We start from the raw sequence: 26,974 nt of genomic DNA on the forward strand, positions 1-26,974 counted from the left end.
AAAAGCCTTGTTTTAATGATAAATAAAAGCAATAAAAATCAATTAAATAAATACTATAAATATAATTTATACCGCCATTTATTTACAAAATTAGACCTTAGCCTAACACCTATGCACTTTTCAATTTTTCATAGCTAAAATCCCGTATGTTTTGACAATATTGAGGATGTCCAATGTCTTTAAGTCGTATTCGCCTAGCTTCTCTTCATGACAAGGTCATCAGTGCTGAACAAGCTGCGCAATTCATCGAAAATGGAATGACCGTTGGTATGAGTGGTTTTACTCGTGCCGGTGAAGCTAAAGCTGTTCCACAAGCACTTGTAGAACATGCAAAGAAAAATCCGTTAAAAATCACGTTAATTACGGGTGCTAGCTTAGGTAATGACTTAGACAAACAACTCACGGAAGCAGGTGTTTTATCTCGTCGTATGCCATTTCAGGTAGACAACACTTTACGTCGTGCGATTAACAACGGCGAAGTTATGTTTATTGATCAACATTTATCAGAAACTGTTGAGCAAATGCGTAACCAACAACTTAAACGTCCAGACGTTGCGGTAATTGAAGCAATTGCGATTACTGAAGATGGCGGCATTATTCCAACAACTTCTGTAGGTAACTCTGCAAGCTTTGCTATTTTTGCCGAAAAAGTTATTGTTGAAATCAACACATCTTTAAGCGAAAGCTTTGAAGGTTTACACGACATCTATATTCCGACTTACCGTCCAACACGTACTCCAATTCCATTAACAAAAGTGGATGAGCGTATTGGTACAACGGCAATCCAAATCGATCCTGCAAAAATTGTAGGTATTGTATTTAACGATACACATGACTCACCATCAACAGTAACTCCTCCAGATGATGAGACTCAAGGCATTGCAAACCACTTAATTGCTTTCTTTAATAAAGAAGTTGCAGAAGGACGTTTACCGAAAAACCTTGGTCCATTACAAGCAGGAATTGGCTCTATTGCCAACGCTGTACTAACAGGTTTAAAAGATTCTGATTTTGAAGACCTCATCATGTACTCAGAAGTACTACAAGACTGTACTTTTGAACTCATTGATGCAGGCAAAATGAAATTTGCTTCTGGTAGCTCAATTACCCTTTCTGCAAAATGTGGCGAAAAAGTTTTTGGTAATATCGAAGCTTACAAAGATAAATTAGTGCTCCGTCCACAAGAAATTTCTAACCACCCTGAATTGGTTCGTCGTTTAGGAATTATCGGCATTAACACTGCGCTTGAGTTTGATATTTACGGTAACGTGAACTCAACTCACGTGTGCGGCACTAAAATGATGAACGGTATTGGTGGTTCAGGTGACTTCGCTCGTAACGCCCACTTGGCGATCTTTGTAACCAAATCAATTGCTAAAGGCGGCGATATCTCTTCTATCGTGCCAATGGTGAGCCACGTTGATCACAGTGAACACGACGTTGATATTTTAGTGACAGAGCAAGGTTTAGCTGACTTACGCGGTTTAGCGCCTCGTGAACGCGCTCGTGCAATTATCGATAATTGTGTACACCCACTTTATCGTGATGCATTAAATGACTACTTTGACCGTGCATGTGCTAAAGGTGGACATACCCCTCACTTACTTCGTGAAGCATTGTCTTGGCATGCAAACTTCGAAGAAACAGGTCAAATGCTTCAAGCAGCACCAGTTGCAAAATCAGCTTAAATCACTGGTTGAATCCAAGCACTCCTTCGGGGGTGCTTTTTTATTTGTTTAAATTATTAATAAAAAACTGCTCAAGCTCGAATTTTTATTTTATCTTTTGAGCACATCAAAACAAAAAGTAGAAATCCATATGTTTATTATTCGTCAATTTACAAATGCAGATCTGGATGATGTCGTTATTTTATGGGAAAGCTGTGGACTGACCCGCCCTTGGAATAATCCGGAAACCGATATTTTCAGGAAAGTCTCACAACAGGATGATTTGTTTTTGGTTGCTATTAAAGATGAGCAACTGATTGGTACGCTTATGGGCGGCTACGACGGCCATAGAGGCTGGATTAACTATTTGGCTGTTCACCCCCACCAACAACGCTTAGGAATCGCTACAGCGCTTGTTCAGCAGCTTGAGAAGCGTCTCATTGCTCGTGGCTGCCCAAAGCTTCAATTATTAGTCCGTAAAGACAATTTGAATGTATTGAATTTTTACGAACAACTTGGCTATGACGAGGTAGAAGCCGTGTGCTTAGGAAAACGACTTATTCGTGATAGTTCTCATGATTAGAACCACGTTTCGGTTGAGCCATTTTTAAAAACTTAAGGCGATATTGGGGATAACCCTCTTTGCTTGTGGATAAAATGAGATTTATACACAGGTAAAGTCTTAATCTTATTATTAAATAAACAGGCATGAAAAAAGCCCCATACATTATGTATGGGGCTTTTTTGAATATGGTGGCGAGACCCAGGATCGAACTGGGGACACACGGATTTTCAATCCGTTGCTCTACCTACTGAGCTATCACGCCGATGGCCTGTATTAAGCCGTATCTCAGAACAATAGTCAACAATTATCCTGAGTTTCTGATTTAAATGAGTATTTTTTATACTTAAAAAAAATCCCTGATGGGATCAGGGATTGAAAACACAAATAATGGTGGCGAGACCCAGGATCGAACTGGGGACACACGGATTTTCAATCCGTTGCTCTACCTACTGAGCTATCACGCCGAAGTGGGCGTATTAAACAATGTTTATAAGAAGACGTCAAGCAACTTCCGCGTTTTTTGTAACAAGTGATTATTTTTAAATCACAACTACAAAATAATAGAAATTTTTAGTGATGTAGTTTACCAATGTGAGCCAAACAGCGATGAATCGCGCCACAGCCTGGCTCAAAAGTTTTAACACCTTTTGACTCTTCTATGCGGCAAGCTTCTTCAACTAAGCGCTCAGCTACCCCACGACCACGGTTAGCAGGGTGCACAACAATATATTCAAGAACCTTGCTTTCGCCTTGTCCTGAAGACCAAATTGCACCTATAATTTTGGTGTTAAATTCGGCAGTGTATAGCGTGGTATACTGTTGTAAATCTTGTTCAAGTTGTTCAATCGCATCGTGCCCGTCACCAAACTCCGGACTTGTATCATACAGTCGCTCAAGCTGATCGCGGATCTCTGAATTATCTAGAGAACTATAAGCATGTACGGTAATAGGCATTGATTAACCCTCCTGAGCAAACTATGATGCTGTCACGAATTCGTCACAGCGAAATTGTCGTTAACATCCAATCATTTTTGACGTTTTTTGAGGAACGTGTCCATGACGCAACGTATCAGTGAAGTGGTTAGAAATACCAATGAAACCAAAATTCGAGTTCGTTTAAATCTCGACGGTACTGGTCAAGGCACACTAAACACTGGAGTTCCATTTTTAGACCATATGATTGATCAAATCAAGCGACATGGCTTATTTGATATCGATATTCATTGTGACGGAGACCTTGAGATTGATGATCACCACACCGTAGAAGACTGTGGTATCACGCTTGGACAAGCTTTTGCACAAGCTTTGGGCGATAAAAAAGGTTTAAAACGCTATGGTCATTTTTACGCACCATTAGACGAAGCTTTATCTCGTGTTGTCGTAGATTTATCTGGTCGTCCAGGTTTATTCATGGATATTCCATTTACCCGTGCACGCATCGGTACCTTTGATGTCGATTTATTTTCCGAGTTTTTCCAAGGCTTCGTAAACCATGCGCTTATGACCTTACACATCGATAACTTAAAAGGTAAAAATAGCCATCATCAAATCGAAAGTGTTTTTAAAGCACTTGCTCGTGCTTTACGTATGGCATGTGAAGTTGATCCACGTGCAGAAAACACGATTGCATCGACAAAAGGTAGCCTCTAATGACACGTATCGCATTGCTTGATTATGGCATGGGCAATCTACACTCAGCAGCTAAAGCACTTGAGCATGTAGGTGCAACAGTCGATGTAACCAATGACCCAAAGTTAATTGCACAAGCTGACAAAATTGTTTTTCCGGGCGTTGGTGCAATGCGTGACTGCATGCAAGGTATGCGTGAAGCAGGTATCGATGAAGTAGTACGTAAAGCCGCTTTTAATAAACCTGTTCTTGCGATTTGCGTAGGCATGCAAGCATTACTACAAAGTTCTGAAGAAAATGGCGGTGTAGACGCATTAGGTATTTTTGACGGCGTAGTAAAACATTTCCCTCAAATGGAAGGTTTAAAAGTACCACACATGGGCTGGAACCAAGTTCACCAAATGGACCCAAGCCATCCAATGTGGAACAACATCGAACAAGATGCTCGCTTCTACTTTGTACATAGCTACTATGTCGAACCAAAAGATGAAAGCTTAGTTGCCGCCACATGTGAGTATGGTGTGAATTTCTGCACAGCCATTCACAAAGATAATTTATTCGCGACTCAATTCCACCCAGAGAAAAGTCATACTGCTGGTTTGCAGTTACTTAAAAACTTTGTGGAATGGAATATTTAATCTGATTCAAAACTGAAAAAGATCAGGTCGAGATGGCCTGATCTTTTTTTTTATTTATAATAACAACTAATCATTTATAGAATGATATTTTATTCAACAAAATATTGAATATTTATACTTTTAAATAAAACCAAATGATCAGGAAAACAAAATGAATTCACCTTTTGAAAATCAGCCACTTCAACAAGATTCACCCTTTAAAGCTAGTGGTCGTTTTGGACGACTCTCTTATGCTGCTTGGACATTCTTATTTTCACTCGTGATCGGTATCGCTGTTGTCATCATCGCTTTTACTTTTGGATTTACATCTAGTCAGGAACTAACAGGCCTTTCTACGGCAGGCATGATTGTTATCGCCATTCTTTATATTGTTTGCCTCTATATAAGCTTTGTATTTACCATCCGCCGTTTGCATGACCGCAATAATACAGGATGGCTATCGTTACTGATGCTGATCCCTGCCGTAAACCTCATTTTTATGATTTATCTCTTTGCGGCAAAAGGTACGGAAGGCAATAATGATTATGGTCCGCAGCGCCCTACCCCTGGTTGGGAACGCGTTTTAGGCTGGATTTATATTGTCCTAATTCCACTTGCTTTTGTTTTTGCCATTGTTGCTACAATCATGGCTCCGACCTATGAAGGCTATGTTGAGAAAAGCGAAAGTGTGGTCATTGGTACACCTTCTCAATCTCAATAATTTTTAAAGACATTCATAAAGCCTAGTCCTCTAGGCTTTATTCATATATAAAGTAAATAGCCCAATTCATTTGTACGCTATTAAATATGTCCGAAGCCGTTGCCCTCCTTGATAAAGCCTCTATTCAGCAGCTTCCTCCTTTTGAAAATCTTAACCACCATAATATTGTGGTGATTGAAAATTTTGAGCAATGCAAAAATATTGAAGAAGAATTAAAAAACGCTGCAATTTTGGGATTTGATTCTGAGTCTAAACCTACATTTAAAGTGGGTGAAATCTCAACTGGGCCACACTTGATTCAACTTGCTACAGCACAAAAAGCCTATTTATTTCATGTTAATTCATCGACTTTAAAATTCTTGCAGCCCATTTTATCTAACCAAAAACAAATTAAAGTTGGCTTTGGCCTTAAAAATGATAAGCACATTTTTCATAAAAAAGGCATAGAGCTAGAAAGTTGTGTTGACCTTGCCAAAGGATTTAGTCACTTTGGTTTTAAACAGCAGATCGGTCTACAAAAAGCGGTAGCACTGTTATTTGGACAATATCTGGCAAAGTCGAAAAAAGTCGGGACTTCAAACTGGGCACGAAAGCCACTTACATCTCAGCAAATAAATTATGCCGCCGCTGATGCTTATGCTGCATTACTGGTATTTGAAGAACTCAGAAACCAAAAACTATTACCCGCCCACATTTCACAAACGATTCAAACCGTGCTTCAGGCGTAAAGTAATAAAAGTCTTTTCTAAGGCTTAGCGATTGATCAATACTTTGCTAAGATGTGCACAATTTCATAATCATGATGAAGCAAGGAGCGGAAGCATGCTAATCATTCCAGCAATTGACCTGAAAGATGGTAAATGTGTGCGTTTAAAACAAGGGCGTATGGAAGACGATACCGTTTTCTCTGACGATCCGGTTGCAACTGCCCAGCATTGGGTAAATGAAGGTGCGCGCCGTTTGCATTTGGTTGATTTGAATGGTGCTTTCGCAGGTACGCCTATTCATAAGCCTGTTGTTGAAGCGATTGCTAAAGCTCAGCCAGAATTACCAATTCAAATTGGCGGTGGTATTCGCTCATTAGAAACGATTGAACACTATTTAGAAGCTGGTGTGACTTTTGTCATTATCGGTACTAAAGCAGTTCAAGAGCCTGAATTTGTAGAAGAAGCTTGTAAACGCTTTGCTGGTCACATCATTGTTGGTATTGATGCCATGAATGGTATGGTTGCAACTGATGGCTGGGCAAACGTTACTGATGTGAAAGCAACTGATTTAGCGAAACGCTTTGCAGATGCGGGCGTGTCTAGCATTGTTTACACGGACATTGCACGTGACGGCATGATGCAAGGTGTAAATGTTGAGCAAACTGTAAACTTGGCTCAATACTCAGGTTTACCAGTAATTGCTTCTGGTGGTGTAACCAACCTTGATGACGTTCGTAACTTAAAAGGCCAACCGGGCATTTTAGGTGCGATTACAGGCCGCGCAATTTATGAAGGTACTTTAAATCTTCGTGAAGCTCAGCTTTTGTTGGATGAAAACCGTCTTTAATTTTTAAGATGTAAAAAAAGAGCCGCTTTAGGCTCTTTTTTATTGCTGTCATGAAAATATATTCCAAATCAATACACCACATTACGAGTAAATTTAAGCACTTGGTTACCACTATTGATATAGGTATAAGTAACAGAACTTTCAAAAATAAAAGACGAACCAGCAGATATTATTTTTTTGCTGTCAGTAAATTGTATGGTCAATTCACCTTCTAGTACGTAAATAATTTCCTGCCATCCATCTGCATCTGCTTCCGCAACGTAAGACTCCCCTACAGCCAAGGACCATATCCAAAGTTCAACTTGGGAACGAGATGGAACTGAAGCGAGTAAGGTTGCTCTGCTTTCTTCTTTTTCACCTTGCCAAGCCAGTGCATTGACCAAAGCTTGTTCTTTGTGCTCAGGTGCACTCACAATCGTTCTAAAATCGACGCCCAACACTGCCGCAATTGCATCGAGTTTAGCTAAGCTAATATTGACTTGCCCTGTTTCCAAAGCAGCAATGGTACGTCTACTGACTCCGGCCTGATCTGCCAAATCTTGCTGGCTCAAATCTCGCTCATCTCTTAAGGAACGAATATTTGTGCCTACGTGCTGTAAAACGGTACTCGACTGGCTCATAGAATGGATCAATAAGAAAATTTGAGCAATATATTGCACAAAACAAAAGAATAGCGCAATATGTGCAGTATATTGCACAATTAATATTAATTTGAGTATGTCGCCAATTTCTCTGAGTTCAAGCAAAGCCCCACAGTTAGCACTCATTTTGATTACGATCATTTGGGGTGGAACATTTCTTACTGTGCAGTATGCACTGAATTTTTCATCGCCTATGTTTTTTGTAGGTTGCCGTTTTGCTGTCGCGGCTCTTACTTTGCTTCTTATTTCATTAAAAAGTATGAAAGGTGTTACGTTAAAAGACTTAGGTGCGGGTTGCGCGATTGGTCTTGTGATTGCGGCAGGATACGGCACCCAGACCATTGGCCTACAAACCATTCCGAGTAGTGAATCAGCATTTTTAACAGCGCTATATGTTCCACTTGTTCCTATTTTAATGTGGCTCATCTTTAGAAAAACTCCACACATCATGACTTGGGTGGGAGCAGCTCTGGCTTTTACTGGTCTTGTTTTATTGACGGGAAATGGCTTTAAGCAAATTTCCTTAAGTTTTGGACAGCTTTTAACAGTACTCGGCGCCTTTGCGATTGCTTTAGAAATTATTTTTATTAGCTACTTTGCCGGAAAGGTAAATTTACGCCGTGTCACAATCATTCAACTTGGTGTGGCGTCTCTACTTTCTTTCGCCATCATGCCTATGGTAGGTGAACATACGATTCCTGCATTTTCATGGCCCCTAGTACTCATTGCTGTTGCATTAGGTTTAGCGAGTGCGCTCATTCAATTTGTTATGAACTGGGCTCAACGTGTGGTTGATCCTTCACGCGCTGCAATTATCTATGCAGGCGAACCCGTTTGGGCGGGCATTATTGGCAGAATTGCCGGTGAGCGTTTGCCATTGATTGCCCTTTTTGGGGGTGCGTTAGTGGTCTTAGGTGTTTTAATCAGTGAGTTAAAAATTAAACTGCCGATTAAGAAAAATAAAAGTGTTCAAGAATAAAAAAGAGAGCTTAATGCTCTCTTTTTTACTATCTATCATTTTTTCTTCAATAACGTACACGGTTGATAGTACTCAACCGTCGGCATTGGGTCATAAAATGGATGGAGCAAAGTCTTCCATTCCTGATAAGCCTCAGACTTTCTAAACCCTTCTGTATGGTTTTCAATTTCATCCCAGAAAATCATTAAAATATAATGATGGGGATCTTTTGCATGCTTAATCAATTGGACAGCATTAAAGCCTTCCATTGGATAAACAATATGTTTAGCCTGCTCGAATGCTTTAAGAAATGCTTCACTTTGCCCAGACTTTATACTCAGATACACATGTTCAATAATCATGATTTATTGATACATCGGACGGTTATCATTTAACGCAATCAATCCACGAATTGCACGATATACAATCCAAATCCATGCAGCACCAATTACACCCACACAGAATACGGTCGATGAAATGGCAACGCCTGCAAATAGGTCAGTATTTTCGCCCGTAAAGAACAAGAAAATAAACGGCAAAAAGGCAATAATATTCCAAGCGAGATACCACCAGAATGTTCTGATTTGCCATGTAAAGTGGCTCGCAAAAATCGAGCCTTGTACATCAGAACGTTTTACGTAGTTAATAATTAAAGCAATAACCGCAAGTAAGCCGCCTGTAAAAATGGCAACAATATAAAGTACATATAAAATAAGTGTTAAAGTACGATTTGGATCTTGGTCGATAGAACTATTCATTTTTATACCTCTCAAGTTTAATAAAACGATTTACTTTTATGAGCCACGCAATACATTTAAGGGAGAAATTAGCCACAAAATCAAAAGTAAATGAAAGAATATGGTACAAAAATAAATCTTACGAAAGGGTTGTTTTTGTGTTTTATGTCTCAGTTTTTGTTGTGCCCACCATGCAGCTGGCCAACCTCCTAGAAAGCTAACAATGTGCAATGTTTGTTCAGGTACACGGCGATTACCTAATTGTGCGGCTTCTTTGTCTTGTGAATAAAGCCAATAACTCAACACATTCATCATTAAGACGAACAATAAAGTATAAGCTGGCAGAACATGAATAAAACTCATAATGCCCATTAAAACGAAATAAAACACAATCCCCATTTGCATTACAGACAACGGGCTGGCTTGAAATGAAGATTCTGCTTTTGCAGTTTTTGAAGCTTTCCGAGTTTGAGATGCCTTTAAATAAGTGACCTGCTGAGCACGAAAACGGCCTCTTTCGTCGAGAATCACCCGATATTCCAGTGCACAGCCAATAATTGGCCGAGGTCCGGGGCGTGCAAAATCTTTGATATGCAAAAAGACTCGCTCTTTTTCAGCATCATCTGGCTGAATAAAGCCATATCCTTTTTCGTCGAACCATTCGACTAAACGCCCCTGATCTCGCATCTTCATTCCCTTTTATGCTTTTACATGGCTTAAACGATCTTGCATCATTGCTCGCATTTCTTGCGGGTCTTTTTGCAAAATGTCATCACCGGTACGTCCTTCTTCTTTATTTTTTTGAGCAACTTGCAAACGCATTGACCAAAAACGGCATGCTGCCATTGCCAAGAATACATCTAAACATGCTAGCTCATCTGTTGTAAGCGCACGAACTTTTTGGTATGCCGCTAAGTAAGCTGCGACTTTGTCTGAGTTTAAGTGTGCTGCTGGATATTCGGTACAAAAATCATTGATAGTAATCGCAATATCAAATAGCAGTTCATCTTGATTTAACTCATAAAAATCTAGGATACCTTGTAATTGCTCACCTTCAAACAAGGTATTGTCACGGAACAAATCAGAGTGAATAAAACCTGTTGGTCGATTTGAATACTGCGCTGTTTTCGCATTAAAAGCTTGATAGACCTGCTCAAGTAAAGTTTGGTCATCTTGAGTCATGCTTGGTTTAAGCTGCTCTGCAACACCTGTCCAATATTGATGATCACGGCGATATTCACGTTCAAGCGGAAAATCTTGTAAAGCTACATGTAACTTCGCCTGTGCATCTGCAATTGCAGCAACTTGAGCTACTGTAGTTTGCATGGGATGGTGCCCCATTAAACGTGGTGCAATTTGTGCAGGCTTGTCTGCAATCACATGAACCGCTTGGCCACTGTGCTTTAATGGCACGGCAACGGGTACATCATGAGTACCTAATTGCTCAAGCACAGGAATGAGTTCGCCTGCACCTTGTGCATCTAACTCTTCAAATACGGTGAGTACATATTGTTTGCGGTTTACATCAACCAGAAAATAATTGGTGTTTTGAATACCTCCCTGAATTGGGTTCAGCTCCAACACCTCTAATCCATAAGGTGCAGCAAAGGTGCGAACTTCATCTAAACTCAACGGGGTATAAACCGACATGGAAAACCTGCAAAAAACATCTGTGAAGTTTGATAGAATACCTCTTCCCTCCATGAAGGTGTAGCGCCTGTGTAGGAACTTTCACCAACGGCGATTATTTTTGGAAAAAGCTATGCTTGCTAAACGTATTATTCCTTGCCTAGACGTTGATAACGGACGCGTAGTTAAAGGCGTTCAATTCCTCGATATTCGTGATGCTGGCGACCCTGTTGAAGTGGCACGTCGCTATAACGAACAAGGTGCAGACGAAATTACTTTCTTAGACATTACCGCTACACATCATGGACGCGATACCACTTACCGTACTGTTGAGCGTATGGCCGAGACTGTATTTGTGCCATTAACTGTCGGTGGTGGTGTACGTAAGGTTGAAGATATTCGTGCGTTATTAAATGCAGGTGCAGATAAAGTGAGTATTAACTCGGCTGCCGTATTTAATCCGGAATTTGTTCAAGAAGCTTCTCAGCACTTTGGCGCACAATGCATTGTGGTTGCGATTGATGCCAAAAAAACTGGCGATAACAAATGGGAAATCTTTACTCACGGTGGACGTAAACCAACAGGTATTGATGCCATTGAATGGGCTGTAAAAATGGCTGACTATGGTGCGGGCGAATTACTAATTACCAGTATGGATGCCGACGGTACTAAAGCGGGTTATGATATTGCGTTAATGCGTGCCATTAATGACCGCGTTACCATTCCAACGATCGCTTCAGGTGGTGTGGGCAACTTACAACATCTTGCAGACGGTATTTTACAAGGTGGTGCCGATGCAGTATTGGCAGCAAGTATTTTCCACTTTGGTCAGTTCACCATTCCAGAAGCTAAACAATATTTAGCTGAACAAGGCATCGAAATGCGCTTGTAAACTTATTGATATTTAAAGGGGCGACATGCCCCTTTATTTTTTTATGCAGCGCCATCTACCGCATTTATGTCACTAACCAATTGAGGCTTTTCTTTTTTCTCGACCCATTTTGCAGGAAAAATTTTTTCTATAGCTTGAGACAATGGTCTAGCAAGCGCAGTAGGTAACCGTATACCCAAAGGATTTTGTTCTTTTAAATCTGCCGACGACACCACCCGTGTTCCCATTACATAGTCAAACCAAGGTTTGGTCACACACCAATTAGCGTCTTGATTAGAGTTCATATGGTGGTCGTAATGCCATGGAATTTTACGCTTTGCCCAGTCAGGCTCTAAATGTGCACGGCGATGAATATAATAATAATTTCCAGCACTGTACCAAGCTGCGAGTGCCATACCTTTTGAAAAAGGGTAAAAAATTGCACTTGAAACGGTTGCCACCACAGCAAGCGAAATTAACTCATTTTTAGTTCGCCAGTTTCCCACGCCTTCCACATAGCAATCATCATGAAATTGTTGTTTGCGGACTTCACGATGGTGTGCCCAATGAGATTCCATGCTTTTTGGCACTGGGCTATAACGTGGTTTTCCAGCACGGTGTACACCATGTAAAATATATTTGTGCGCTACCCATTCAAATGCATTCGCAACTGCAATTCCTGCAATAAACCCTTTTAACATCACCTAACTCCTTTTTTCTTTTTATTCAGCATATAAAATTCGTTATGCTAGGTATTGACCAGAATTAATGGTTTCATTGACAAATCACGACAAGAAAGAGGTGGTTAGGGATGCCACAACTAAAAAATTATACAGGCTCAGTGTATGGAGGACTGGGGCATCTTTTAAAAGCTTATTGCGAAGCCAATGAATTAGCTATTCCAGAACAATTAGAACAAATTCAAAATCTGGAACGATTTGACTATGTGGTTTGGCGTGACCTATTAGAAGTGATTTATAAACTAGACCCGAAGCCGGGTTTAGGGCTAGAAATTGCCAAATATGTACAACCCAAACACTTAGGGATTATTGCCTATCTCGCGCTCTCTTGCGATAACTTAGGTGAAGCCTTAATTCGCTATCATGATTTTCATCGTCTGATTTATGACGGTAGCCCTTTAGTGGTTGAGCTACAGGGGCGGTATGGTTCTATTCGCTGGGAAGCGACCGAGCTACACCCTACCCAGCTTACCGATGAAATCGCGATTGCGTTGGTGATTCAGTTCTTACGTCTTTTTATGTCTCATGAAGACGTGCATTTACATGAAGTGCGTTTCTTAAATGCTGCCCCTAAAAATATCAGAGTCTATGAACAATATTTTCAATGTCCCGTTCGTTTTAGCCAGCCGCGTACAGAGTTACTCATTCCAATTACAGAAATTCATAAGCCACTTAGCAGCGCCGACCACACCTTACAGCAACTATTGGTTCAGCAAGCACAAGCACTTTTAGAACAATTACCAAATTCGACCCAACTTGATCAGCGTTTACAGCATTCGATTTTGACTGGTCTACAAAAGAATCAATATCAAATTGAACATATTGCTGCTCAATTAGGTCTGTCAATTCGACAACTCCAAAGACACTTACAGCAACAAGGCACCACCTTTCAGGAACGCGTTCAGCAAGTGCGATTTATGCTTGCAACCGAGTATTTAAAAAACCCACATTTAAGCCTACAAGAGATTGCGCTTTTGCTTTGTTATTCAGAACAAAGTGCCTTCCAGAGAGCATTTAAACATTGGACTCATCAAACACCGCAACAATGGAGAGATCAACTTTTAAACAAAGAATAACCTACCAAAACTTACAAATCTTTTCTTGATTAAAACAACACTGAAAACAAAAATTTCATATAGTCACATGCTTCAAATTTCTGTGACGTATTTCACATTAATTAAAATAGATTAAATAGATGAGTAATCACAATGAATAAATATTTTGCTGAATTTCTAGGTACGTTTTGGCTAGTCTTTGGTGGTTGTGGTAGCGCAGTATTAGCCGCAGCTTTCCCTGAACTTGGTATTGGCTTTGCAGGTGTAGCCCTTGCCTTTGGTTTAACCGTACTCACAGGTGCTTATGCTCTAGGGCATATCTCAGGTGGACATTTTAATCCCGCGGTAAGTGTTGGCCTTTGGGTCGGTGGCCGCTTTGATGTTAAAGATTTAATTCCCTATATCGTTGCTCAAGTGGTCGGTGCAACTGCTGCTGCATTTGTTCTCTATATTATTGCTCAAGGCCAAGCAGGCTTTAGTGGTGTTGGTGGTTTTGCTTCAAATGGTTTTGGAGATTTATCACCAAACAAGTTTGGCTTAAGTTCAGCTTTCATTATTGAAGTAGTACTTACAGCTTTCTTCTTAATCATTATTTTAGGTGCAACCGATCGCCGCGCGCCTGCTGGCTTCGCTCCTATTGCGATTGGTTTAGGCTTAACACTCATTCACTTAATCAGTATTCCAGTCACGAACACTTCGGTAAACCCTGCACGTAGTACAGGTGTTGCGTTCTTTGCTGAAACGGCTGCATTAAGTCAGTTGTGGTTGTTCTGGGTGGCGCCGATTTTAGGGGCTGTGATTGGGGCAATTATTTATAAGGTGGTTGCTGGAGATAAAGATTAACTTTACCTAGACTCAATCTACTATCGCGGAGGGTGACATGGATGTCACCTGTTGAGCAGGGGTACATGGATGTACCCTCTGATCAACAAAGCCTTTTGTTTACTTTTGGGCTTTCAAAAGTAAAAAATGTCTATACACAATTAATAAAATTTAACGTGGTATTAAAGACTGTATTGCAACATGACCATGCTAAACATCACGCATAGCATGCATAAATTATAAAAACGGATTATTAATTTCTTGTTCAGCTGGACGTTCAATTTTCTCAGGTAATTCTTCTTTTTCCAAAGCTGCAACTACATCGTTTAAAAAGCTCTGTAAAGCCTTTGCCTGTTCTAACCCGACTTTGTCTTTGGTAATTTGCAAATTGCCATAAATACTGACGCAATCGACATCATTTTCTAATGTTAAATCTTCAATTGATGAAGACTCTGTACCCTTTTCAAATGGCTTAAACATATGTGTTGTCTCGTTGTTATATATTCACAGTGTAATACGATCAATTTAAAAAAAATCGATCAAAATTAAAAGTGCCGATAAAATTAAGAAAGCGCCCATTAAGATATTAAAATATTTCAACCGGTTGCCCTGATTAAGCACCACTGAAAATTTATCACCACATAGTCCCCAAAAGAACAAACACGCGTAGCAAGTGAAAAAATAAATAACGATAAAGATCGGCAACGACTCTGGGTTTTCAATGCTAGTAAACATGGTAATGCCTGACACACAAGCCAACCACGCTTTGGGATTCAGCCACTGTAACAAGAAACCATCTTTAAAATTAGGAATAATCATTTGCTCTGCAGGAACATTGGAAATAGAAATATTTGCAGCAGAAAGAATAATTTTAATCCCGATATAACAAACAAATAGCGTTCCACAAACTGCAAGAATTTTTAATACAACAGGAAACTGAGTTAATAAACTCTGAAGACCAAATGCCATAAAAATTAAAAGTAAGGTAAAACCAATCGTGGCCCCTGAAATATAGGGAATCGATCTTTTTAAACCATGATTTAAACTGGTCGATAAAATGACAGTATTGACTGGGCCTGGGGTAATAGACATTGCAAATGAAAAAAGAAACATCGAGGCAAACATTGTTATTGTCCTTATTAAAATAGAATCCATAGACAGATCTGTCTATGGATTCTATTTTAAATAATTACGATGTTGCAATAACAATCAAAAAAAGCTGCTTATTTCATTATTTGCAAGAAGTAGTTCACCAATGCTTCAACCAGTTGCTTCACAATAGCTTGGCGTGTTTCTTCGTCAATCGTTGGAACTTTTGCTTCCATCGGTTCTGTAGAGCCACTTTTTTGCTTTTTAAACTGGTCTTGTAACGCTTGAATTTGTTCGGCATTTAAGTCTTGTTCACACTGACTTTCACCATCCCAGTGTAAATAGTCTAACTTTTGATTTGCCTTAACTTGACTCGCTGTTAAAGGTAGGCGATAGACATTACGCTTTTGTTGCTCGGTTAATTGCGGGAATAGGTTAACGCCTAAGCGCTCCTCAAGGTAGCAAACACTCACGACTTTTACTTGTAGAGAGTTATTGTTAGGTGCGTAATAAGCCCCGATCGCGCCAGTTTTTGGCATATAGACCGCTTTATAAACTGCGGTTGGTACAATCACACCCTGCCCAATCGTTTTAAGACGTTTGCCTTCAAAAACAGGGCCTGTCACCACATAAACATCTTGTTTTTGTTTAGTGGCAATAGCACGGGTCGCTTCTTCGAGCTTACGCCAGACTTCTTGGTTATTTTTTGGTGCTTGCGGCACCATGTTACTGAGCGAGAAACTATCAGATTGGGATTCTTTATTTGACATATCACCATTAGGTGCCATATGCCCACGGTCATAGCCTGAACCGCGATAGTCACTTAACAGTGCCCGATGCTTTTGAGGAACACGCGTTTCTTCATGGAAGTTATCTTCACGTTTAATTTTGACACTCAAACGTTCTGCATTTAAATGCTCAGCCGACCATAATGGTGTTTTAGAAATGCCTGAATAGAGGACATTAAAACCGTTAAAGCACAGTGGATAGCTGTCTTTTTTTAGACTGTCTTTATTTAAAGCAGGCGGAACTTCTCGATAAAACTGGTTAAGACAAGTCGAGTTAGTACTTAAAGGCGAAAACCACTGCGAAATCTTTTCACTACCGAAAGCAATTGCAAAGCTTCCGGCTGCAATACAAGCAAGAATAATCTTGCCAAAATGCTCACTTAGAGAGAATGAATTTTTGCCTTTACTGCGTTTTTTACTTGCCATGTTTCTATCAATACTACTGTCCAGACGCAGCTTAACAATCCTGCTTTTTTAAGTATATCTCTTATCTTTCATATGGTTAAAACATGGTCATCTTTTTTGTAACTCTATTTCCCCTTACGTAACAATCTGTTGGAATTATGAGAGGCTTTGGCTATTGAATTACGTCAATTGCGTATCTTTCGTTGAAAAGCACTTATGGCTTATGACATGGTTAGCTCCACAAATTTGGATAAAAATATAATCGGAGTCCACTTAATGATCCATTCAAAGATTATTGGTATTGGCGTAATCACAGGATTGTGTAGTATGGCAGCATTAGCTGAGCCAGCAGTCCAGCCAGGAGATACTTTAGAAAGTTTGTCTAAAGTGAAAGTTACTACCACTGTAAATGGCCAACCTGGTTCTATTAGCGATTTAGTCAATAGCGGACAAGTACAGCAAGTTTCTGCTGCACCAACAAATGCAGCGCCTACAGGTGGTGAAATGGCGCCACCAGCAGCACCAACTGATGCAGTACCACCTGCACCAAATCAAGCGCCTCCAGCGCCACAAGATCCAAACACACCACCGCCTCCGGCAGCTCCAAATCAGTCGGCAGATCCGATGGCAAAAGATGGTGCTTTACCAGCAGATGCACCAATGCAACAAGCTCAATAATCAGAGCCATAAAAAAACCAAGACATCTGTCTTGGTTTTTTTATTACATCAGTTTTTATATTTCGATTTGGCTACCTAACTCAACCACACGGTTGGTTGGAATTTGGTAGAAATCACTCACTGGACTAGTATTACGCTGCATAGAGATAAATAGTTTCTCTCTCCATGGAGACATACCTTCACCCACTGTATGCACAATACGGTCTCTTGAAATAAAGAAACTCATTTGCATCATATCAAATTCAAAATCTAGCTCTTTATAAGCTTGTTCCAAAGCATTTGGAATATTCGGTTGATCCTTAAAACCATAGTAAACAAAGATGCGATAGAAATGATCATCAAGTTTCTCTACTTTTAAGCGGTCAGCCGCAGCTACATAAGGAATATCCTGAGTATATACCGTGAGCATTACATTACGATTGTGCAGCACTTTATTATGTTTAATATTATGCAACATTGCATGTGGAACAATATTTGGAGTACCTGTTAAAAAGATTGCTTCACCAGGAACAAAATGTGTCTCTTTACTCATCCCAATGCTTTTTATGAATAAATCGATCGGTAATGCATTGGTTTCCATACGCTTATATACGATTTCACGCCCACGTTTCCATGTCATCAAAATCGTATAAACCACGACACCTATTAGAATTGGCACCCATCCACCAGCTAAAATTTTAAGCGATGTTGATGTAACAAAAACTAAATCAAGGAATAAGAATGGAATAGTAAATAATGCGACTTTCCACCACGCCCAACGCCAAACCCCATAAGCCAATGTTGAGATTAAAATCGTACCACATAACATGGTCATGGTAACCGCGACACCATATGCACTAGCAAGCTCTGCACTACTTTCAAAAAGTAAAATCAGAATCAAGACAGAAATAAATAATACCCAATTAATAAAAGGTAGATAAATCTGCCCTTGCTCTACGTCCGATGTATGGTGAACTGTCAATCGAGGTAAATAACGCAATTGAATTGCCTGATTAGCAACCGAAAATACACCTGTAATCACGGCTTGTGAAGCAATCACTGCCGCAGCTGTGGCTAATCCAATCATCGGGAACAAAGCCCATTCTGGAACTAAAATATAGAATGGATTTTCAATCGCTTGAGGATTACGCAATAACAATGCGCCTTGACCCGCATAATTCAACAATAGACATGGTAATACAATAATGAACCATGCCAATTTAATTGGCATACGTCCAAAGTGTCCCATATCAGCATATAGCGCCTCGCCACCTGTCATCGTCAGTACAACAGCACCCATGGTGATAAAAGCAACGGCTGGTTGTTCAAACACGAAATTCAGTGCCCAGTATGGATTTATCATCATCAATACATATGGTGTTTGGATAATACTCCATAGACCAATCAAGCCGATAGAAATAAACCAAAGTAAGGTAATTGGACCAAAGAATTTCCCCATTGTCGCTGTACCATGTCGCTGTACCATAAACAGTGCGGTTAAAATTCCTAATGCAATTGGAACTAGCCATTGATCTAAAGCAGGTGTAATTAAACTCAAACCTTCAATCGCAGAGAGTACAGAAATTGCAGGTGTAATGATTCCATCGCCAAAAAATAAGGATGCGCCAATAAAACCAAGGGCAATGAGATAGATCTTATTTTTATCTGAAAAGACTGTAGAGCGAAGATTTAACGCCAACAGCGATATGATCCCCCCTTCACCATTGTTATCAGCACGCATAATTACGGAAACATATTTATAGCTGATACTTAAATTCATACACCAAAAAATCAGTGACAATATACCTAAAACAGATGCTTCGTTAATTGGCATATGCCCCGTTCTGAAACACTCACGTATGGCATACAATGGACTTGTTCCAATGTCTCCAAAGACCACCCCTAAGGCTGCCAGTGTCATCACTGACAATCCGGCTTTTTTTGCAGTGCTTTGCATATGTTGTCTTCAAAATAGAACGTTGTATGCCGCAATATTATCACTAGCTAAAAAGTTTTTCTGCAAATCTGTTTGACTACAACTTGGCAGAACTCGTTTTTTTAGTTACTATCGCACGCCTTGGTGAGGTGTCCGAGTGGCTGAAGGAGCACGCCTGGAAAGTGTGTATACGTTTGCGCGTATCGAGGGTTCGAATCCCTCTCTCACCGCCAGAATTCAAAAAAGACCTAAATCGTTTTGATTTAGGTCTTTTTTATTGCACTTTTTTAATAAATCTAAATAAAGACAATCTAATCAACAATAAGTAACTTCGCACCATTCAGGCTAAAAGACTGGTGTGGCTCTGAATTATCTCCTACTTGATAACTCATGCCTGACGTTAAAGTAAATGTTCGTCCGTCTTTCAATCTACTTTCTAGCTCACCTTCTAGGCAAAATAGTATGTGCCCTTTTTCACACCAATGGTCAGCCAAGTAGTTTGCTGAGTACTCGACAAGTCTTACTCTAATTTTATTTGTTTCTTCACCAAAAAATTGAGTTTTCCAATAAGCTTTTCCAGTTTCACCGCTATATTCAGTGACTTCAATTTCTTCCCAGTTTGTAATTTGAAATGGAAAAGGCGCGATATTCATAATTTTTTCCAAAGACGTATTATTGTATTTTCAACTTATAGACAAATTTGATTTTTGCAAATGACTTATCGAAAATCAGAAAGATAGCAAAACTATTTTTCACTTTTAAAAGACCCAAACTCTCACGCTTAGGCCTCCCTACCTTAAAAATTACTCAGACAACGCTAATAACTTCTGAACATACTCAATCGCATTATTTTCTATATCTTGGTGCGTCGGAATATCATCATCTTCTGATGGATTGGTATCTAAACCATAAAATGCATGAAGTGGTTGATAGTCCGCTCCAATATATAAAGCTGTTAGCTTAAATGGAGTAAAAATCTGCTCTAAAGAAAGCTTATATTCACCATACTCTGAATAAACTTTTTCTTTTACACCAGCAGACACAGCCAACATAAATTTCTTATTTTTAAGCTTGTCACCTGTTGAACCATACGCCCAACCATAAGTCAAAACTTCATCAAGCCATTGTTTCAGAAGCGGCGGGCAGTTAAACCAATACACTGGAAATTGAAAAACTAAATTTTCGTGTTCTTCGACCAGCGCTTGCTCTTTGGCAACATCAATCACCCCATCTGGGTAGGCTTGATAAATTTGGTGAACTGTAAATTGGTCTGGGTGTTTTTCTAGTTCCTCTACCCATCTTTTATTTACAACAGACTGGTCTATGTGGGGATGAGTAACAATGACTAATGTCTTTTTCATTATGAAAACACTCTTATCGAAAAGTTGATAAATCGATTATAGAAGTGTGCTTTCCTAAATATAAGTACGGTAATTTGTGTTATATACTATACTAAAATATTGTGTGGATTTTAAAAATGACTGAATGCGTTCCATCACATACGCCATTAGAAGAAACAGGTTTTGGATACACTCTTTCTTTAATTAATGGCAAATATAAAATGATTATTATGTACTGGCTGTATGAAAAAAATGTCATGCGTTTTAATGAGATGCAACGCTGCATTGGTAATATTTCGTTTAGAACACTCAGCAATACACTTAAAGAATTGGAAAGAGATGGACTGATTACACGCAAGGAATATCCTCAAATTCCGCCAAAGGTTGAGTATCGACTTTCAGAAAAAGGACAATCTTTAATTCCTTTGTTAGATATGATGTGTGATTGGGGCGAGCGGAATATGAATTCTTAATTTTATAGACTTGAAGTGATACTAAATATGAGAAATGAATTAAGAGAAATTTTTATTAAGGGATGCGACGAGAAAATTGAAAAGAAGGGAGACAATGTCGGTCTATCTTTTTATGCTTTTTTTAAAAATAAGAATGATAACCCTGAGTTACTGATGGAAGCAGCGCATTGGTGGATTATGGTACACAAGCTAGATCACTTCGAGAAGGCAGTTAAGATTAAACAGTTGGTTTTAAATGAGCGGTAATTAGAGTTATTCGAAAAGGCTTAAATTTAAGCCTTTTCATTATTTTAAACTTAAAAATTAATTACTTAACATAAGGCCAAACATCAGGATCTATATATTCTTCATCGATATGATAACCCTCAGCCTTAGCTTTTCTTTCTTCCTTTTCCCGATATTTTTTATTTTCAATTAATCTTTTTTTAAACGCTTGCTCGAATTCACTAGATGTCATTTTATCAGAGTCAGGAATTGAGTCTCTTTCATTGTATCGCACACTCTGAAAGCTAAATCTAAGCATATATTATTCTTCATTCCGCTCATTCTTAGCTGTTCTTTTTAAACTGATATCTAAAATAACCCCATTAGCATACAACCTATAACCCAATGATTTTGTCGGGCTGTTGTTTATTATATTTTTCCACTCCTCAAAGCTAAAAATATAACTCGGGTCAATGACATCACGACTTTTCGATAGATGCTTAATATTATCTTCTTTAGCGATACGCGGAGCATCTGTAAAGAAATAGTTTTTCCAACCAGCCTGATTAATACGTTTCATTAAAGCTACATAGCTTTGATAAACCTGCTCTGGGGTAGCAAATTCTTCTTTTGTGAGGCCAGCATCAATATCTAAAACTTGGATCCCTTCATTTTTGTCATATTGAGTACCTAGTACAGAGAAAACATGCTCTATTAACAAACTGTTAGGACCATTATCTATAATTAATTTTCCTAAATTAGGAGGAGAAAATTGAAGTTCTCTAAAGCTAACACCAGCTGGATGATTATCTACATTGCCATCACTATATTTTGAAAAATCTTGAATACCTTGTTCACCCATATGCAAAGTGTAGGCTTGCTGATTCAAAGTCAAATTCTCATTATGTTCTGATGTTGGCTGACAAGCGGAAAGTAATAATCCAAAAATAAAGATTAGGAAATATTGTTTAAATTTTACCGTCATTACCAACTTCTCTACTTTGCTATTTCCCGACTCTGCGATAATTTTTAATCCTGAACAATAAAGCTATATGTCTTGTCAATTTCAGCACCACCACCTGCATAGAAATCAGCTCTTATATGAATTCTATATTCTCCTTTGTGTTTAGGGGTTCCTTTGATTTGTATAACATTATATCCATCCAAGTCATCAACAGGTTTAACGGTAACGCCTAGATTTTCTGGAATATTTGTTTCTAATTCAGCGTATTTATCTATAACCTTTCCTCCAGAAATCTTAATAATTTGTTGGTATTCTTGATTAATATGAGCGACAGGTAAACTCTCAGGAGAAATTTTATATTTCTTTCCACAACCTATAAGTACAAAAATAATTGAAAAAATAATTATTAATTTATGCTTCATTAGAAACTTTCCTTTTTAAAGACCTAAAACTAGAGATTTAGGTCTTTCCATTCTCAAATAAAATGGAACTCGATATAAAATATAAAACTATTAAATCTTTCCTTTCTCACTCCAAAATTTTGCAGTCTCTAAATTTTTCTCTACGCCCAATCCATATTTATACATAAAGGCAATATCTCTCATAGCCTCTTTATTACCAAGAGCAGCAGCTTTTTTACGTAGCTCTAAGGCTTTTTTAGTATCCTTCTCAACTCCGTCACCGTTACTATATAAGTTAGCTAAACCAACCATACAATCTGCATCATTTAGTTGAGTTCCTTTGGAAAACCACTTAAAAGCTTTTTTATAATGTTCATCAGCATCTGTTGGATCCATATCTCCAACAAGACCAGCGTAAGTCGCATATCCCTCACCGAGCCATTGCATTGCTTTTACATTACCGCTTTCGGCTGATTTAGTTGCCCAGTATTCCGCTTGAGTTTCATTCTCTTCGATACCCCATCCATATATATAAACATCTGCTAACTCTAGTTGAGCTGATGTATCGCCATTTGTAGCTCTCTTTAATAGGTCATCTGAGAACATTGGATTAGCAAATAAATTCATTGAAAACATTAGTCCTATAGTAATGAAAAGAATTTTGAAGTTATTCATGTCTAACCTTAAATAAAATAGTTTTTTCTAACCTTTATAATTAATCAATAATATATGAGAGCTATTTAAATTTAATGAATTAAATAATAACCTCTCGTATAGCGAAAATATTTATCTTTAATCTGTTTGCTATTTAAAATTTCTTTTTAATTACGCTAAAGCCCAACTCCCGTCGGGCCTTCCCTCCATCAAACCCGCCTTAAAAAATACTCAAGCAATGTATCTCTGTCCTTTGCCTGATCTGAACATAAAAGTCCAAAAATCGCGCCATCAATCATAAATACAAAAATATCAGACTCTTCATATGTGGCTCTTTTTTTAGATTCCCTCAGTACCCAAAAAATTTCATTTTTAAGCCAGCGCCTATATCTGAGTGCAGTTTGATAGGCATTTGGATAAAGCTTTTTAATTTCAAAAATCGCTTTAAACAAAAGGTAATAGGCACCTTTTAGGTCAGCATGTAAAAGGTAAATTTGCCTGAGTTGATGAACCAAATCTGGATATTGGCGAGCCTCGCTTACCGACCGCACTTTTTCTTTTAACTGTTCCTTTTGAACCAACAAACACATTTCAATCAGTCTTTCTTTGGAGTGAAAGTAGTTGTAAAAGGTGGCTTTAGTCATTTTGGCCTCGCGAACAATTCGGTCCACCCCGACCTTGTTGAAGCCATGTTGTTTAAATAACTCTGCTGCTGTGTATAGCGCTCGCGTCGCTCGAAAGGAAGCTTCTAAATTTTTCATGTATACCGTTTAAAATAATTTTTTGTTGTAAATAAAAGAGATAGGAATGCCGTCACTCTTAAATTGAGCGCTAAAAACAGGCATGCAAAAGCCGCACAAAAAGGTGTGCTCGCCTATCTCAGGTTTTATTGTTGCTATGATTTTTTAGTCGTAATGACCTATGGCTTAAAACCTAGAGTCGGTTAAACCGTTTTAAAGACCAGTTGGGTATAGAGTCAAAGATTTTGGCAATGGTTGCCAATGAGAGAGATGAAATAGTGCGCATGTGCGGACTCCTTGTGTGTAAAGGAGTTCTACCCGATCACTGTCAAATGATGGTGGTAGAACGAGAGAAGGTTGACAGACTGACACACAAGAATCAGCACGCACAAGGCGTCCCTCCCTCGCCCTACCGCTACGAAGGGGGACGAACGAGTTCGCCACCAAAAAGAGAACTTTTTGATGTCTTGTGTGTTATATCGATCTGTCAAAATCGACTGGCAATGTGGCCAGCAGGCAAAGGATAATCCGCGTGTTTTGGAGTGTCAATGTAAGGTTGAATAGAAATTGGTTAAATAATTATTGTTGTTTATTCAATTAGATATTTAAGCTAAAAAGACCTTCAACTTAAATTTAATGATATCATCATAATAGTAAAATTGGTGGCAGAACGAAAAGAGGTTAGCAGACTGGACACACAGAACCAGTACACTCGAAAGTGTCCCCTTATCGCTCTACCATAGAATGGTGGCAAAACGAAAGGGGTTAGCAGACTGGGTACAGCACCAGCACACTCGAAGGTGTCCCCTTATCGTTCTACCCTAGAGTAGTTTGCAGACAAAGAATAATTCTCAAGTTTTTAAGTGTCAACGCTCATATATTATTAATTTATAAAATATTTTTATTTCTATTGGCTCATTTTTTCATTGTTAATTTATCATTCATTTTCAAAACTGCTGAAATGACCTGATTGATCACGCTATAAATAAAAGCTACAGTAAATAAAGTTTGAATTTTATAACTTTAAATAAATTGATAACGCATGCAGGCAAAGACATGGAAACCATACATGATTTTTATCGCCGCTTTTCTTTAACCAGAGATAGCGATTACTCGGTTCCATCCACTTCGTTTGGTCATTTTAACGTGTTCCAACGCGATGCCTGCTCGTTCCTCACACCTTATAGCCGCCGTGATTATTATAAAATTTCACTGGTTTTAGGCACAGGTGAACTTCACTACGCCAACCGCTGGATACGAGTCGACCGCCCTGCTTTACTGTTTTCAAACCCAATGGTTCCCTATGCATGGGAAATTAATTCGCCTGAACAGGCAGGCTGGTTTTGTCTATTTACCGAAGAGTTTGTAAACCAAGAATCAAGACAAAGTTTTTTAAAAGACTCACCGCTGTTTAAAGTCGACGGCGACCCGCTGTATTTTTTAAATGATCAACAAGTTGAAGAAATTTCATTTATTTTCAAAAAGATGATGACTGAAATAAATTCAGACTATATTCATAAATACAACGTTTTAAGAAACTATTTGCACCTGATTGTGCATGAAGCCATGAAAATGCAACCGACCCAACAGTTTGAAAAACATAGCAATGCGGCGGTTCGGATTTGCCATTTATTCTTTGAATTATTAGAACGCCAGTTCCCCATCGACTCGCCCCATTTTCAGCTGAAACTCAAAACAGCAAATGACTATGCCTATGGTTTGTCGGTACATGTAAACCATTTAAACCGGGCTGTAAAAGAAGCCACAGGTAAAACCACCTCTGAACATATTAGCTCGCGCATTACGCAAGAAGCCAAAGCGCTGCTACAGCACACCAGTTGGAATATTTCCGAAATTGCCTATAGCTTAGGCTTTGAATATTCAGCGTATTTCACCAATTTCTTTAAGAAAAATACTGGCTTTTCACCTAAAAAATTCCGTGAAGACTGTGTGGCCTAAAAACAGATTGTTTGAATTTTATAATTATTGGTTTGAATGTTATACGTCAGTTTGAACCAAAGCATTTTATAGTTTTTCTACTCAAGTGATTTTGCAAAAAGAGTGTGAAAAATGAAATATAGAACTTTAGGACAAACAGGCGAAAAAGTATCAGCACTTGGTTTAGGTTGCATGGGAATGAGCTTTGCCTATGGTGCCTCAGATGACACACAAAGCATTGCAACTCTAGAAAAGGCATTAGACCTCGGCATTAACTTTTGGGACACTGCCGACATGTACGGCAACGGCGCAAATGAAGTTTTACTCTCAAAAGTTTTAGAAAAACACCGCGACAAAGTATTTTTGGCGACCAAATTTGGCTTTCGCTATAAAGAAGACAACCTTAACCCGAAAAACTCTTTAGAGTCTTATATCGACGGTTCTCCTGAGTGGATTAAAGTTGCGGTCGAAAACAGTTTAAGACGCTTAAATACAGACGTAATTGATTTGTATTATGCGCACCGCATAGACCCAAATGTTCCAGTTGAAGACACCATTGGCGCAATGGCTGACTTGGTCAAACAAGGTAAAGTTCGTTACCTAGGACTCAGTGAAGCGTCGGCTGAAACTATTCGTAAAGCAAATGCGATTCACCCAATTACAGCAGTTCAACATGAATATTCGCTACTTACCCGTGAGTTTGAGCAAACCCATTTGCAAACCATTCGCGAGTTAGGCATTAGCCTTGTGCCGTATTCACCGCTGTCACGTGGTTTAATCACCAATACGCTTGATGTGGGTAGCCTAGACGAAAACGATTTCCGTCGTCAATTGCCACGCTATCAAGGCGATAACTGGAAAAATAACCAAAGCTTGGCGCAAGCATTTAGCGACTTTGCTCAAAGCAAAAACACAACAGCGGCTCAACTGGCTTTGGCTTGGATTTTGGCGCAAGGTGACGACATTATTCCAATTCCGGGTACACGTAAAATCGAGCGACTTGTGGAAAATGCAGGTGCTGTAGACCTTCATTTAACAGCGGCAGATTTGGCAGAAATCGACGCGATTATTGCGAGATATCCAAACATGGGCGCACGCTATAACGCTCAGCAACTTGCTGCGGTAAATCATTAAAAACGAAGCTATAAAAAAAGTCCGACTCTGTGTCGGACTTTTTAA

34 protein-coding genes, 3 tRNA genes and 1 pseudogene are annotated in these 26,974 nt (G+C 39.0%); 19 read left to right on the forward strand and 19 right to left on the reverse strand.

Going from position 1 to position 26,974, the window contains the following annotated elements:
• Positions 1 to 15 precede the first annotated feature (15 nt).
• The 3 genes from ACXM0J_RS06565 (at position 16) to ACXM0J_RS06575 (ending at position 2,250) form a co-directional block, all read left to right on the forward strand.
• A complete protein-coding gene (locus ACXM0J_RS06565) occupies positions 16 to 138 on the forward strand; it encodes a hypothetical protein (RefSeq protein WP_086264772.1) in 123 nt (40 codons plus the stop codon).
• Positions 139 to 173: 35 nt separating this feature from the next.
• A complete protein-coding gene (locus tag ACXM0J_RS06570; RefSeq protein WP_002116671.1) occupies positions 174 to 1,688 on the forward strand; it encodes an acetyl-CoA hydrolase/transferase family protein in 1,515 nt (504 codons plus the stop codon).
• A 130-nt stretch (positions 1,689 to 1,818) separates the two neighbouring features.
• A complete protein-coding gene (locus ACXM0J_RS06575; protein WP_002116887.1) occupies positions 1,819 to 2,250 on the forward strand; it encodes a GNAT family acetyltransferase in 432 nt (143 codons plus the stop codon).
• A 168-nt stretch (positions 2,251 to 2,418) separates the two neighbouring features.
• Here ACXM0J_RS06575 and ACXM0J_RS06580 read toward each other — a convergent pair.
• The 3 genes from ACXM0J_RS06580 to ACXM0J_RS06590 all read right to left on the reverse strand — a co-directional run bounded on the left by ACXM0J_RS06580 (position 2,419) and on the right by ACXM0J_RS06590 (position 3,186).
• Positions 2,419 to 2,494: transfer RNA gene (locus ACXM0J_RS06580), tRNA-Phe, on the reverse strand.
• Between the two features lie 126 nt (positions 2,495 to 2,620).
• Positions 2,621 to 2,696: transfer RNA gene (locus ACXM0J_RS06585), tRNA-Phe, on the reverse strand.
• A 106-nt stretch (positions 2,697 to 2,802) separates the two neighbouring features.
• Positions 2,803 to 3,186: a GNAT family N-acetyltransferase gene (locus ACXM0J_RS06590; protein WP_002116928.1), complete on the reverse strand. Its 384-nt coding sequence runs from the start codon at positions 3,184 to 3,186 to the stop codon at positions 2,803 to 2,805.
• Positions 3,187 to 3,288: 102 nt separating this feature from the next.
• Between ACXM0J_RS06590 and hisB the strand changes: the two genes are divergently transcribed.
• From hisB to hisA, 5 genes are all read left to right on the forward strand, one after another.
• Entirely contained in the window at positions 3,289 to 3,882 is a 594-nt protein-coding gene (hisB, locus tag ACXM0J_RS06595) for an imidazoleglycerol-phosphate dehydratase HisB (RefSeq protein WP_002116767.1), read from the forward strand.
• A complete protein-coding gene (gene hisH / locus ACXM0J_RS06600; protein ID WP_086264771.1) occupies positions 3,882 to 4,499 on the forward strand; it encodes an imidazole glycerol phosphate synthase subunit HisH in 618 nt (205 codons plus the stop codon). The genes hisB and hisH overlap by 1 nt, the downstream gene beginning before the upstream one ends.
• A 151-nt stretch (positions 4,500 to 4,650) precedes the next feature.
• Entirely contained in the window at positions 4,651 to 5,199 is a 549-nt protein-coding gene (locus ACXM0J_RS06605; protein ID WP_086264770.1) for a DUF805 domain-containing protein, read from the forward strand.
• A gap of 86 nt (positions 5,200 to 5,285) precedes the next feature.
• Entirely contained in the window at positions 5,286 to 5,927 is a 642-nt protein-coding gene (locus ACXM0J_RS06610) for a 3'-5' exonuclease (RefSeq protein WP_086264769.1), read from the forward strand.
• 94 nt (positions 5,928 to 6,021) lie between these two features.
• Entirely contained in the window at positions 6,022 to 6,753 is a 732-nt protein-coding gene (gene hisA / locus ACXM0J_RS06615) for a 1-(5-phosphoribosyl)-5-[(5-phosphoribosylamino)methylideneamino]imidazole-4-carboxamide isomerase (RefSeq protein WP_000905538.1), read from the forward strand.
• Positions 6,754 to 6,821: 68 nt separating this feature from the next.
• On the opposite strand, the gene ACXM0J_RS06620 is transcribed toward hisA, so the two are convergent.
• A complete protein-coding gene (locus ACXM0J_RS06620) occupies positions 6,822 to 7,373 on the reverse strand; it encodes a helix-turn-helix domain-containing protein (protein WP_199964072.1) in 552 nt (183 codons plus the stop codon).
• Between the two features lie 97 nt (positions 7,374 to 7,470).
• Between ACXM0J_RS06620 and ACXM0J_RS06625 the strand changes: the two genes are divergently transcribed.
• On the forward strand, positions 7,471 to 8,373 hold the full coding sequence (locus tag ACXM0J_RS06625; protein WP_086264767.1) for a DMT family transporter: 903 nt from the start codon (positions 7,471 to 7,473) through the stop codon (positions 8,371 to 8,373).
• Between the two features lie 35 nt (positions 8,374 to 8,408).
• Here ACXM0J_RS06625 and ACXM0J_RS06630 read toward each other — a convergent pair whose 3' ends face one another.
• The 4 genes from ACXM0J_RS06630 to ACXM0J_RS06645 are packed head-to-tail and all read right to left on the reverse strand — an operon-like array spanning position 8,409 to position 10,739.
• Complete coding sequence (locus ACXM0J_RS06630) at positions 8,409 to 8,714, reverse strand: antibiotic biosynthesis monooxygenase family protein (RefSeq protein ID WP_086264766.1); 306 nt, start codon at positions 8,712 to 8,714, stop codon at positions 8,409 to 8,411.
• 3 nt (positions 8,715 to 8,717) lie between these two features.
• Positions 8,718 to 9,110 carry a DUF4870 family protein gene (locus ACXM0J_RS06635; RefSeq protein ID WP_005300857.1) on the reverse strand — a complete coding sequence of 131 codons (393 nt, stop codon included), beginning with the start codon at positions 9,108 to 9,110 and terminating at the stop codon, positions 8,718 to 8,720.
• A 36-nt stretch (positions 9,111 to 9,146) separates the two neighbouring features.
• Positions 9,147 to 9,776 carry a DUF1294 domain-containing protein gene (locus tag ACXM0J_RS06640; protein ID WP_069141278.1) on the reverse strand — a complete coding sequence of 210 codons (630 nt, stop codon included), beginning with the start codon at positions 9,774 to 9,776 and terminating at the stop codon, positions 9,147 to 9,149.
• 12 nt (positions 9,777 to 9,788) lie between these two features.
• A complete protein-coding gene (locus ACXM0J_RS06645; RefSeq protein WP_086264765.1) occupies positions 9,789 to 10,739 on the reverse strand; it encodes a homoserine kinase in 951 nt (316 codons plus the stop codon).
• Positions 10,740 to 10,851: 112 nt separating this feature from the next.
• On the opposite strand from ACXM0J_RS06645, the gene hisF reads away from it, so the two are divergent.
• Positions 10,852 to 11,610: an imidazole glycerol phosphate synthase subunit HisF gene (gene hisF, locus ACXM0J_RS06650; protein WP_044119127.1), complete on the forward strand. Its 759-nt coding sequence runs from the start codon at positions 10,852 to 10,854 to the stop codon at positions 11,608 to 11,610.
• 41 nt (positions 11,611 to 11,651) lie between these two features.
• Here the strand turns inward: hisF and ACXM0J_RS06655 are convergent, their stop codons facing one another.
• The gene (locus ACXM0J_RS06655) at positions 11,652 to 12,290 is read right to left on the reverse strand and encodes a hypothetical protein (protein WP_078224948.1); all 639 of its coding nucleotides are present in this window, start codon (positions 12,288 to 12,290) and stop codon (positions 11,652 to 11,654) included.
• Between the two features lie 110 nt (positions 12,291 to 12,400).
• Between ACXM0J_RS06655 and ACXM0J_RS06660 the strand changes: the two genes are divergently transcribed.
• The 3 genes from ACXM0J_RS06660 (at position 12,401) to ACXM0J_RS06670 (ending at position 14,433) form a co-directional block, all read left to right on the forward strand.
• Positions 12,401 to 13,405, forward strand: a complete 1,005-nt coding sequence (locus ACXM0J_RS06660) for an AraC family transcriptional regulator (RefSeq protein ID WP_086264764.1) — start codon at positions 12,401 to 12,403, stop codon at positions 13,403 to 13,405.
• A gap of 132 nt (positions 13,406 to 13,537) precedes the next feature.
• Positions 13,538 to 14,227, forward strand: a complete 690-nt coding sequence (aqpZ, locus tag ACXM0J_RS06665; RefSeq protein ID WP_078224946.1) for an aquaporin Z — start codon at positions 13,538 to 13,540, stop codon at positions 14,225 to 14,227.
• Positions 14,228 to 14,268: 41 nt separating this feature from the next.
• Positions 14,269 to 14,433, forward strand: coding sequence for a hypothetical protein (locus ACXM0J_RS06670; RefSeq protein ID WP_086264763.1), 165 nt, complete (start codon positions 14,269 to 14,271; stop codon positions 14,431 to 14,433).
• Between the two features lie 10 nt (positions 14,434 to 14,443).
• Here ACXM0J_RS06670 and ACXM0J_RS06675 read toward each other — a convergent pair whose 3' ends face one another.
• The 3 genes from ACXM0J_RS06675 to ACXM0J_RS06685 form a co-directional block, all read right to left on the reverse strand.
• On the reverse strand, positions 14,444 to 14,686 hold the full coding sequence (locus ACXM0J_RS06675; protein ID WP_000476055.1) for a hypothetical protein: 243 nt from the start codon (positions 14,684 to 14,686) through the stop codon (positions 14,444 to 14,446).
• 45 nt (positions 14,687 to 14,731) lie between these two features.
• Entirely contained in the window at positions 14,732 to 15,331 is a 600-nt protein-coding gene (locus tag ACXM0J_RS06680) for a LysE family translocator (RefSeq protein WP_199964071.1), read from the reverse strand.
• Positions 15,332 to 15,429: 98 nt separating this feature from the next.
• The gene (locus ACXM0J_RS06685; RefSeq protein ID WP_199964070.1) at positions 15,430 to 16,509 is read right to left on the reverse strand and encodes a DNA/RNA non-specific endonuclease; all 1,080 of its coding nucleotides are present in this window, start codon (positions 16,507 to 16,509) and stop codon (positions 15,430 to 15,432) included.
• Positions 16,510 to 16,764: 255 nt separating this feature from the next.
• Here ACXM0J_RS06685 and ACXM0J_RS06690 point away from each other — a divergent pair, with 255 nt between their 5' ends.
• On the forward strand, positions 16,765 to 17,166 hold the full coding sequence (locus ACXM0J_RS06690) for a hypothetical protein (RefSeq protein WP_086264761.1): 402 nt from the start codon (positions 16,765 to 16,767) through the stop codon (positions 17,164 to 17,166).
• Positions 17,167 to 17,221: 55 nt separating this feature from the next.
• On the opposite strand, the gene ACXM0J_RS06695 is transcribed toward ACXM0J_RS06690, so the two are convergent.
• Positions 17,222 to 19,102, reverse strand: coding sequence for a potassium transporter Kup (locus tag ACXM0J_RS06695; RefSeq protein ID WP_086264760.1), 1,881 nt, complete (start codon positions 19,100 to 19,102; stop codon positions 17,222 to 17,224).
• Positions 19,103 to 19,224: 122 nt separating this feature from the next.
• Between ACXM0J_RS06695 and ACXM0J_RS06700 the strand changes: the two genes are divergently transcribed.
• Positions 19,225 to 19,314: transfer RNA gene (locus ACXM0J_RS06700), tRNA-Ser, on the forward strand.
• A gap of 78 nt (positions 19,315 to 19,392) precedes the next feature.
• Here the strand turns inward: ACXM0J_RS06700 and ACXM0J_RS06705 are convergent.
• Positions 19,393 to 19,734, reverse strand: a complete 342-nt coding sequence (locus tag ACXM0J_RS06705; RefSeq protein WP_001017481.1) for a DHCW motif cupin fold protein — start codon at positions 19,732 to 19,734, stop codon at positions 19,393 to 19,395.
• Between the two features lie 150 nt (positions 19,735 to 19,884).
• Positions 19,885 to 20,442, reverse strand: a complete 558-nt coding sequence (locus tag ACXM0J_RS06710) for an NAD(P)H-dependent oxidoreductase (RefSeq protein WP_068613980.1) — start codon at positions 20,440 to 20,442, stop codon at positions 19,885 to 19,887.
• A 116-nt stretch (positions 20,443 to 20,558) separates the two neighbouring features.
• Here ACXM0J_RS06710 and ACXM0J_RS06715 point away from each other — a divergent pair, with 116 nt between their 5' ends.
• Together ACXM0J_RS06715 and ACXM0J_RS06720 are read left to right on the forward strand one after the other, a co-directional pair.
• The gene (locus ACXM0J_RS06715) at positions 20,559 to 20,894 is read left to right on the forward strand and encodes a winged helix-turn-helix transcriptional regulator (RefSeq protein WP_086264759.1); all 336 of its coding nucleotides are present in this window, start codon (positions 20,559 to 20,561) and stop codon (positions 20,892 to 20,894) included.
• Positions 20,895 to 20,921: 27 nt separating this feature from the next.
• Positions 20,922 to 21,140, forward strand: a complete 219-nt coding sequence (locus ACXM0J_RS06720; RefSeq protein ID WP_086264758.1) for a DUF6500 family protein — start codon at positions 20,922 to 20,924, stop codon at positions 21,138 to 21,140.
• Positions 21,141 to 21,201: 61 nt separating this feature from the next.
• On the opposite strand, the pseudogene ACXM0J_RS06725 reads toward ACXM0J_RS06720, so the two are convergent.
• From ACXM0J_RS06725 to ACXM0J_RS06740, 4 genes and pseudogenes are all read right to left on the reverse strand, one after another.
• Positions 21,202 to 22,083: pseudogene (locus ACXM0J_RS06725) on the reverse strand (hypothetical protein).
• Positions 22,084 to 22,127: 44 nt separating this feature from the next.
• Positions 22,128 to 22,484, reverse strand: a complete 357-nt coding sequence (locus ACXM0J_RS06730; RefSeq protein WP_086264757.1) for a hypothetical protein — start codon at positions 22,482 to 22,484, stop codon at positions 22,128 to 22,130.
• A gap of 90 nt (positions 22,485 to 22,574) precedes the next feature.
• On the reverse strand, positions 22,575 to 23,138 hold the full coding sequence (locus ACXM0J_RS06735; RefSeq protein ID WP_086264756.1) for a tetratricopeptide repeat protein: 564 nt from the start codon (positions 23,136 to 23,138) through the stop codon (positions 22,575 to 22,577).
• A 188-nt stretch (positions 23,139 to 23,326) separates the two neighbouring features.
• Positions 23,327 to 23,878, reverse strand: a complete 552-nt coding sequence (locus tag ACXM0J_RS06740) for a TetR/AcrR family transcriptional regulator (RefSeq protein WP_479750356.1) — start codon at positions 23,876 to 23,878, stop codon at positions 23,327 to 23,329.
• Positions 23,879 to 24,913: 1,035 nt separating this feature from the next.
• Between ACXM0J_RS06740 and ACXM0J_RS06745 the strand changes: the two genes are divergently transcribed.
• Positions 24,914 to 25,816 (forward strand): helix-turn-helix domain-containing protein, encoded by a 903-nt coding sequence (locus ACXM0J_RS06745; protein ID WP_002052189.1) that lies wholly within the window; start codon positions 24,914 to 24,916, stop codon positions 25,814 to 25,816.
• 111 nt (positions 25,817 to 25,927) lie between these two features.
• Positions 25,928 to 26,929: an aldo/keto reductase gene (locus ACXM0J_RS06750; RefSeq protein WP_086264754.1), complete on the forward strand. Its 1,002-nt coding sequence runs from the start codon at positions 25,928 to 25,930 to the stop codon at positions 26,927 to 26,929.
• Positions 26,930 to 26,974: the final 45 nt, after the last annotated feature.

The sequence above is a fragment of the Acinetobacter sp. GRABPA_MV_2 genome (assembly GCF_056725885.1).